Below are 8,237 nucleotides of genomic sequence, written 5' to 3'. Positions count from 1 at the left end.
AATTAAGGCTTATAGGATCGCTTGGTAAGGCTGTGTTAGCCGGATGCTTACCAATAAATTCATTATTCCAAAAGTCATCCATGTGATTAAGATCAAAGTTCGAAAGAACTATTTCTTGAGATTTCCTTCTACTAAAAGAGTCACCAGGTATTTGTACTCCAGCTTGATCACAAAGCTTTTGGAATTCAATAAGATTTAAATATTCTTCTTTGACTATATCCTTAGGGGTAGAAATGTGATGCATTGTTGTCTCTCTGAACAATGATGGGGTTAAACCCCACATAGTGTTTGCTTGCCCACGGAAAACAACTTCATCATATATGGTCGGTAATGGTGCAGGTATAGAGCCAAAACTTGGTAAATTAATAGGGGCTATATTTTCATGCTCATATCTCAACCGTGTCATTAGTTCTTGCAAGTTATAGTTTTCAGGGCTGATAAAATCTTTAAAAGACTTATAGTCATCAAAACTCAACTCAAAATACCCATTTCTTTTTACAGTTGCTGAAAGTAAAGATGTCAAAATTATTTTCCTATATGAATTTTTGATAATCATTGAAATGAGAGTGATCAGTATTACTTCTTGAAAATATCAACCATATTCGGAAGTTTAGCTCATCAAACTTCAAATAAAGAAAGAAGTATAAAAAAGTGATTTGTTATCTAGCTTTAATCTTTAAATGTTTCATCCAAAGCCTGTTGCACAGCCTCTACACGTGACTTACAGGCTTTGTAAGCATTCATCGACTCTTCAACGATCTTCATTAAATTATCGATATCAGGCTGTTCTTGGGATTCAAGCAGCTCAGCATTTTTCTGCAGAATATCGAATCCCTCTTTAAAGCTTAATTCTTTCTTAGTCATTTTGAATCACCTGTGTCACATTGGCTTCGATTAGACCATCCTGCAGTTCTACTTGGATGGCTTTACCTGATATTTGTTGGATAGAACGAATAGCCTTACCTTCACTACGGACAATCCCGTAGCCTTTTGCCATTACATTTCTAGGGTTTTGTAAAAGAGTCTCACGGAGTAAGCCTTCAATTTGAGTAGAGGCAAGTTTCAATTGAGATTGAGCAAAATACTGGGTATCGCTCTTCATTGACTCGAGTGTTCTGTTTGCTTCATTGATTTGGTTTTGAGCAAGCGTCTTTATGACTTTGATGTATTGATCATTCTGACCTTGATACGCCGTGATTTGATGTTGAGAGAGCAGCTTTATCTTCTGTAGTGATTCAAGCACGTTCTGAACTCGCTCCTGGATCAGATTTCGAATTCCACCAATGACTTTACTCGGGGTGTCAAAAGAGCGGTTGGCCACTTCATCTAAAATTGTACGGTCTTTTTCGTGGCCAATACCTACCCAGATTGGTACTGAACGTTTACAGAGAAGGGCAGCCAAATCATAGTCATTCAAATAGGCCAGATCATTAACTGCTCCACCACCACGAATAATGACGATCAGATCAGGAGGGGAGTCAAAATCAGTTGCCCATTGCCTTAAACCTGCACTTAAAGATTCAATGATACTTGTAGGGGCTGTATTACCTTGGAATGTTGCTGAGTGATAGACAAAGTGACACACACCAGCGCGATCTAGAACATCGGCATCCTTTCGGAAGTCTCCCAAACCAGCAGCATTCTCAGGAGCAATAACCAGGACATTTTGTATATCGAAGGGTGTTGGAAGCCCCTTGTTCTTATTTACCAATCCTTCAGTAGTTAGCTTTTCAAGAATTTGCTGATAGCGCCGTGCAATATCACCTAATGTGTAACTTGAATCAATATCTTCGACATTGACTGAAAAGCCGTACTGAGGATCAAAGCGAGCTTTAACCTTAATGAGTACGTTGAGATCCTTAGAAAGCCCAACTTTGCTTTCACGCTCAAACTTAAGAACAATTTTAGCCGCAGAGAACTTCCAGATGGTTGCTCTGCAGCTGGCGACTACTTTATCCGTATGTTCGTCTTTTTCAGCAAGCTCTAAATAGTAATGTCCACCTTTGATACTTAAGTTTCTAATCTCAGCTTTTACCCATACAGGTTCATTGAAAGCAACCAGAATCACTTCCTGAACAGTAGATAAATATTCGCTTAAGGAAAACTGAGGTTCTGACATTAGATTTAGAATTTAGAATGTATGGTTGGATATTATAAAAGCAGGATTAGAAGTGCAAATTGAGAATGAAGAATTCTTGACCGGTAATCCTCCTATAAATAACCGAATTTGAAGTAGAGGTTCAGCAGCCATTAAAGGAGGCTTTCCTTTGTTAGCTTGGTGCGGTCTTTCATGATTGTAACAATGTATTTTTATGGAGTATTAGCTCTTGTTATAAAGGGTTTATTCTATCATTATTGAATTTATTTCAATAAATTTAACAGGTTAAATATGGGGCTAGTTAGAGTTGATGCTGGAAGTGATAAGTCAAAAGAGCAGATAATTTCATCGTGGAAATCTACCCTAGCTATTCATGAAACAGACTTAAGGCTACCTCAAAAGTCAGCATTGCTTAAATGTTTAGACTATGATTTAAATGATGAAGAAGAACCTGTAATAATTAATATGCCTACAGGGACAGGAAAAACGGGCGTCATTGCATCATTGTTATTTAAAGCAATATTTAAGAGGACGCTAATCGTTGTTCCATCCGACTCTTTACGGAAACAAATAAGTGATGATCTAATCGATTTTAAAAAGTATATTAATTGGGGGGTTCTTCCTGAAAATAGTGAACAACCTATTATTTCTAGGTTAGAGCCAAAAGATATTGATAAAATTGTTGAACATGATTTAGAAGAACAGTTTATTGTCGTTGCAACATCGCAAATTTTTAATTCATTCCAAGATGAAAATTTGAAGGTTTTTTTAAATCAGTTTGATAGGTTGATCTTAGATGAGGCTCATCATAGTGAAGCTCCAACATGGAAAAAACTTCGTGATAATTTCACCCAAAGAAAAAAGAAGATATTTCAATTTACCGCAACCCCTTACAGAGGAGATGGTAAAAAATTAGAAGGAAAACTTATATATCAATATTCAATTGCAAAAGCTTTTGATGAAGGTATTTTTGAGAAAATTCAATTTGAAGCTGTCAATGAATATTATGACGAGAAATCCGATGGAGTTGTCGCAAGGAAAGCATTGGAAATATTACAGAAAGATATTCTTGCAGGACTAGAGCATGTTCTTATGGTGAAAACTTCTACTATTAAACATGCAAAAGAATTAAAAAAATTATATACATCTCTAATAAAAGAATATTTCCCTGAAAAAATGGAAGTTTTATTAGCAACCAGCAAAGATGGAATAAATGAAGAAGATAAAAGTAAATTAAAGGAAGGAAAAACACAAATAGTCGTTTGTGTTGATATGTTTGGAGAAGGGTATGATTTACCTAACTTAAAAATATTAGCTTTACATAAAAAATGTAAGAGTTTGCCAATATTTATGCAATTAGTAGGTCGTTTCACAAGGGTTAATAGAACAAAAAAACTAGGTCAAGCAACAATCATCTCAAATGTTGTTGCAGATGATATTGGAGAGCAATTTCAAGAGCTTTATCAGGCTGATGCAGATTGGAACTTATTGATTGGGAATTTAAGTAAAGAAAAAATGACAGAAGAATTTTTTAGTTCTTCAATTGATGGTGAATATAATCATGAGCTTATAAGAAAATTATTCTCATCAAATTCATTCTATATTAAAAATAGTGCAACAATTTATAAAGAAATTGATGATGATATTAACGAGATTTTTGAAAAAACTAATCTTAAAAAATATTTTAATAAGTTATCGGATAATTATATTTCTGCAATTTTTAGGGAAGAAAATTTAGGAATTATCTTGTCAAGAAAGAAAGTTACCCCTATGTGGGTGTCTAGTGATGAGTTACAATTTGATTTGTTCGATATATTCATATTTCTGAGAAAAGGTACTGACTTATTTATTCATGGAAGTAATAAGGATTTAGTCCAGAATTTAGCAAAAGATTTAGGCTATATTAACTTTAGTTTTCCTGAGTTATTTCGAATGTTTTATGATCTAGAACGTTCAGCGTTTGCAAATTTAGGCATGTTATCAACATCTAGAAATATAAGATTTAGAATGTTTACTGGTACAGATGTCTACAAAGAATTAACACAGCAAGATTTAAATAATAATGCATTATCAAATTTGTTTGGCCATGGTTACATTGACGGTAAGAAAGATAGCTTGGGGTGCTCTAGGAAGGGTATCACATGGTCAATGTCTAGTGCTAACATTTATCAATGGGTCAAATGGTGTGAATCGTTATATGACAAAATTCATAATGAAAATATTCCTATTGATTCATTTGTTAATAATATGCTTGAGCCATTTAGTGTTGAAAACTTAGCTAACTTTAAAATTCTCACCATCTCACCTGTTGATTTAATTTCTAAGGCTGTTAATTTGATACGGATCAGAGGAGAGTTGGGCTTAAAAATATTAAATTTTAGCTTTTATGAGGTTTTAAATGTTAAACAAACTGAAGAGAAAATATGTTTCTCCATAAAGATTTATTTTGAAGATGATTATTTTTGTACACTTGATTATATCTATGATTTAACTCATGGTTTTATTTTAGTTTCCGAGTCTTATAATAGAATAAAACTTAATTGTGAGTCAGATTTTATTAAGGAACTTCCCAAAAAACTTGGGCTTGTTGCTTGGACTTCAGGTTTTGAAGTAATTAGTTTAAATGAAAAAATTGGTTATAAGAACAAATATTCTTACACATTAGCAAAAGATAATGTAACTGAGTTGGACTGGAATGGGGTGGAGATAAATAAAGAGAGTTGGAAGTTTGGGGCAGTGAAAAACTCTGTTCAGGGTAAAATAATTGATGTACTTCAATCTCAAGAAAATAAGCCGAACATATTGTTCTATGATGATGGTAGTAATGAACTTGCAGATTTAGTTGGATTTTGGATTGATGAAGAACAGCAAAAAGTATGTATGCGTTTATATCATTGTAAATATGCTATAGGTACAAAATCTTCTATTGGAGCTGTGAATGAGCTGGTTCAGCAAACTCTTTCAACTTGTGATAAATTATCTGATGCAATAAAAGCATTAAAACAATTAAAGATTAGAGAGAATAACACTTATAAAAAGACTAAAAATAGTAGATTAATATTAGGTGAAATGTCAGATTTAGATGCTTTGATTAAAAAGTATAGAACTTATGACGTTACTATAGAAATAGTATTAGTCCAACCAAGCCTTGATTATTCTGAATTAAACTCTCGTGTTGAATCAGTATTAGGACAGTTGGCATGTATTATTAAACAGACCTTGAATGCTGAAACTTATTATATTATTAAATAAGTATAATGCAGATGAAATACGAAAGAGATATTTAGTTTACATCACTAATGAAATTAATCTATCAATGCTTCTCCCAATAGGGTAGAAGCATTAATTTATACTATTTATTTTTTATTTTCACAAAATTTAGCTCAATCAGCCATTAATGCTTTACGTTTTTCGAGATAAGCTCCACGTAAATAAGCGGCTTCAACTTCATCAGGTAATTTATGTGCAAGGACATGTTCACAAACTTCACGAGGATAATCGGTCATATCAGTAGCCCAGTCACGAAATGTCGCCTTAAAACCATGAGTGGTAATTACTCGATTTTGTTTTGAGTCAGTATAGCCTAGCCTTTTTCCTTAAGTTGCTGTTCATGCATACACTTAAGCAAAGTTATTGGGAACTAAAAGTAGAGGTGGTACTTAAACTGGTTACTAGTTACAGATTTCTATTAATAATAAATATATAAAACAATATATTACAAATATATATGATGCGTAGGTTACGCATCATATATAAAACGTTCTAGTTTGATATAATTGATGCAATCAATCCTCTGATAGGTTTCATTTAAATTTCATGAGTCTTACTGAAATTAAAGTTCGCCAAGCTCATTGCAAGGAAAAAACTTGTTTTTTATCCGATGAAGATGGACTTAGCCTGAAGATTGAGCCGAGTGGAAGAAAATCTTGGTGCTATCGCTATACCGATCCACAAACAAAAAAACGTCGCCGCATTCAGTTAGGACTTTATCCTGATTTATCGCTGAAAAAGGCACGACAAGTCAGAGATGACTTTAAAGACAATAATTTCTGTTTTGAACATGATACTTTCTCTAATGTCATCACCTTTGGTAAGGTCGGGGAGGAATGGCTACAGTTCAAACTGAAGAATGCATTTAATGATTTACCTCGCTGTGGTGTACTGCAGTTAGCAGAAAGATGTTTACAGCAAGATATTTATCCAGACCTTCAGGATTTACCTTTTCAAAACATCAAGCGCTATGACCTGGTTTCAGTAATCAAAAAAATAGAGGGACGCCAAGTAAAAGAACCTGTCAAAAAAGCTTGTAGTTATTTGAACCAAATTTATGACTACGCTGTAGCGATGGGTTATTGTGAGTTCAACATCGCTCATGGTTTAAATAAAATCACCATTAACAGCAAAATTAAGAAAAATTATCCGTATTTGAAAGCGGAGGATATATCTGATTTTAAGAATAAATTACAAAAATTGGATGTCCATCCCATTATTAAAAAAGCATTAATGTTCAAATTGCATACTGGCGTACGAGGGGCTGAATTGTTATTGGCTGAGCCTCATCATTTTGATCTAAAAGAAAAAATTTGGAAAATACCTGCCTTGCATATTAAACAGTTTCGACGAAAAGTCATATTAGGCCATGAGATTCCAGATTTTTTAGTTCCACTTTCAAATCAGGCTTTAGAGATTTTGAAAGACGTTATGCAGTGGTCATACGGTGAAAAATACCTTTTTGCTAGCCCTCGCAAACACAATCAACCGATTCATTTTAATACTCTAAATATGGCCATACGTAAGATGGGGTATGGCAAACATCAACTATCTTCTCATGGATTACGTTCTACTTTTAGTACCATTTTGAATGACTCAGGTTTGTTCCAAGATAATTGGATTGAGGCACAACTTTCACATATTGATAAGAACCGTACCCGTGCCAGCTATAATCACGCTGACTATTTAGCTCAACGGACTGAAATGATGCAGTGGTGGGGTGATTATTTAAGTACAAGTAAGTGAAAATCGTACTTTTATACATAAACTTAAAACATGATGGGGTGTCAAATGGATAGTAAACAATATACTTACCGTGTTACATGGTCAGCAGAAGATAATGGGTATGTTGGGTTGTGTGCTGAGTTTCCATCATTGTCTTGGCATGATGCGGATCAGTCTAAAGCATTCTCAGGAATAGAGGAGCTCGTTGCTGATGTTGTCGCTGATATGATTAGCAATAATGAAAAAGTTCCTACACCACTCTCTGGAAAAATATAGTGGTCAGTTTATTGTCCTTGTTCTCAGTGGTTTAACAAAAACTAGCCCTCGAAGCCGCAGAACGTAGTGTGGACATGAATCATTTAGTATCAGTAAAAAGAGCTATGTAATTTTAGTCTGTACTAATGTCTAGTAGGAGTGAGTGATAGAGCAGGAACAAGAATTTATGCTTCATATATTCTGTGAGTCGTATGAATTAATGGGTATTTTTACAGAAAGTTTCTTTGATTTAGTGCTTTTTATTTTAAAAAATTAATTTTTAAATACAACTTAGGCTAATTGATAAACACTATCTGGAAAGATTAAAAGAAAATATTTTCTAATTTCTGCTAATTCATTTAAGGCAGGTTCCCTTTCAAGTAGTTGAAATGTCCAAATAAGTACAGCCTGATGATTATCATAGCAAGTATTTACTCCAAGAAAATTAGCCATTCCATAACTTCTATTGATGTTCATTTCTTTAATTAGTTGATTTCCTAAATCACGAGCTTGCTGGCTGATCCATAACTCATTTGGCAACATGGCGGTCATCTCCACAAAATAATCTAATGCAGGTTCAATCCTTATACTTAAAAAGTTATAATTTAGTTGAAATAGATAAATTATACTTTCTATAAGTTTTAATAACCTGCTGTAGGTTAATTTTAGCAAAGTATTACTCAGGCAACAACTTTAAATAACCCACAGCAAGTTATTTTTTGTAAATTAATTTAAATATGATTACTTGTAAGTTATCTAGCCTCATGGGCGATAGAAAAATTTTAAAATTAAGTGAAGTGGTGCATGCAACAGGTATCAATCGCAATACGCTCACAAGTATGTATTATGACCGCGCTGTACGTATTGAATTACCAGTCGCCGATAAGTT

At 33.8% G+C, this 8,237-nt stretch carries 8 protein-coding genes and 1 pseudogene; 4 read left to right on the top strand and 5 right to left on the bottom strand.

Features of this window, described 5'->3' with window-relative positions; translation table 11 throughout:
- From ACWQ4X_RS19250 to xseA, 3 genes are all read right to left on the bottom strand, one after another.
- Positions 1–523 (bottom strand): hypothetical protein (locus ACWQ4X_RS19250; RefSeq protein ID WP_457904624.1); only part of this gene is annotated, 523 nt, incomplete at its 3' end.
- A 146-nt stretch (positions 524–669) separates the two neighbouring features.
- Entirely contained in the window at positions 670–864 is a 195-nt protein-coding gene (gene xseB, locus ACWQ4X_RS19245) for an exodeoxyribonuclease VII small subunit (RefSeq protein ID WP_457904623.1), read from the bottom strand.
- Positions 857–2,119: an exodeoxyribonuclease VII large subunit gene (gene xseA / locus ACWQ4X_RS19240; RefSeq protein ID WP_457904622.1), complete on the bottom strand. Its 1,263-nt coding sequence runs from the start codon at positions 2,117–2,119 to the stop codon at positions 857–859. Before xseA ends, xseB begins: the two co-directional genes overlap by 8 nt.
- A gap of 270 nt (positions 2,120–2,389) precedes the next feature.
- On the opposite strand from xseA, the gene ACWQ4X_RS19235 reads away from it, so the two are divergent.
- Complete coding sequence (locus ACWQ4X_RS19235; RefSeq protein ID WP_457904621.1) at positions 2,390–5,350, top strand: DEAD/DEAH box helicase; 2,961 nt, start codon at positions 2,390–2,392, stop codon at positions 5,348–5,350.
- A 131-nt stretch (positions 5,351–5,481) separates the two neighbouring features.
- Here the strand turns inward: ACWQ4X_RS19235 and ACWQ4X_RS19230 are convergent.
- A pseudogene (locus ACWQ4X_RS19230) lies at positions 5,482–5,729 on the bottom strand (tyrosine-type recombinase/integrase); the annotation flags it as partial.
- A 185-nt stretch (positions 5,730–5,914) separates the two neighbouring features.
- Between ACWQ4X_RS19230 and ACWQ4X_RS19225 the strand changes: the two are divergent.
- Entirely contained in the window at positions 5,915–7,114 is a 1,200-nt protein-coding gene (locus tag ACWQ4X_RS19225; RefSeq protein WP_457904620.1) for a tyrosine-type recombinase/integrase, read from the top strand.
- 33 nt (positions 7,115–7,147) lie between these two features.
- The gene (locus ACWQ4X_RS19220; protein ID WP_457904626.1) at positions 7,148–7,369 is read left to right on the top strand and encodes an antitoxin HicB; all 222 of its coding nucleotides are present in this window, start codon (positions 7,148–7,150) and stop codon (positions 7,367–7,369) included.
- 270 nt (positions 7,370–7,639) lie between these two features.
- On the opposite strand, the gene ACWQ4X_RS19215 is transcribed toward ACWQ4X_RS19220, so the two are convergent.
- Positions 7,640–7,891: a hypothetical protein gene (locus tag ACWQ4X_RS19215; RefSeq protein ID WP_119690364.1), complete on the bottom strand. Its 252-nt coding sequence runs from the start codon at positions 7,889–7,891 to the stop codon at positions 7,640–7,642.
- A gap of 194 nt (positions 7,892–8,085) precedes the next feature.
- Here ACWQ4X_RS19215 and ACWQ4X_RS19210 point away from each other — a divergent pair.
- A partial coding sequence (locus ACWQ4X_RS19210; protein ID WP_457904625.1) for a helix-turn-helix domain-containing protein occupies positions 8,086–8,237 on the top strand: 152 nt, incomplete at its 3' end.

It is taken from the genome of Acinetobacter sp. NigerLNRRAM0016, assembly GCF_054112845.1.
Note: the sequence above shows the minus strand (reverse complement) of the source record. Positions and strands in the feature narration are given on the sequence as shown.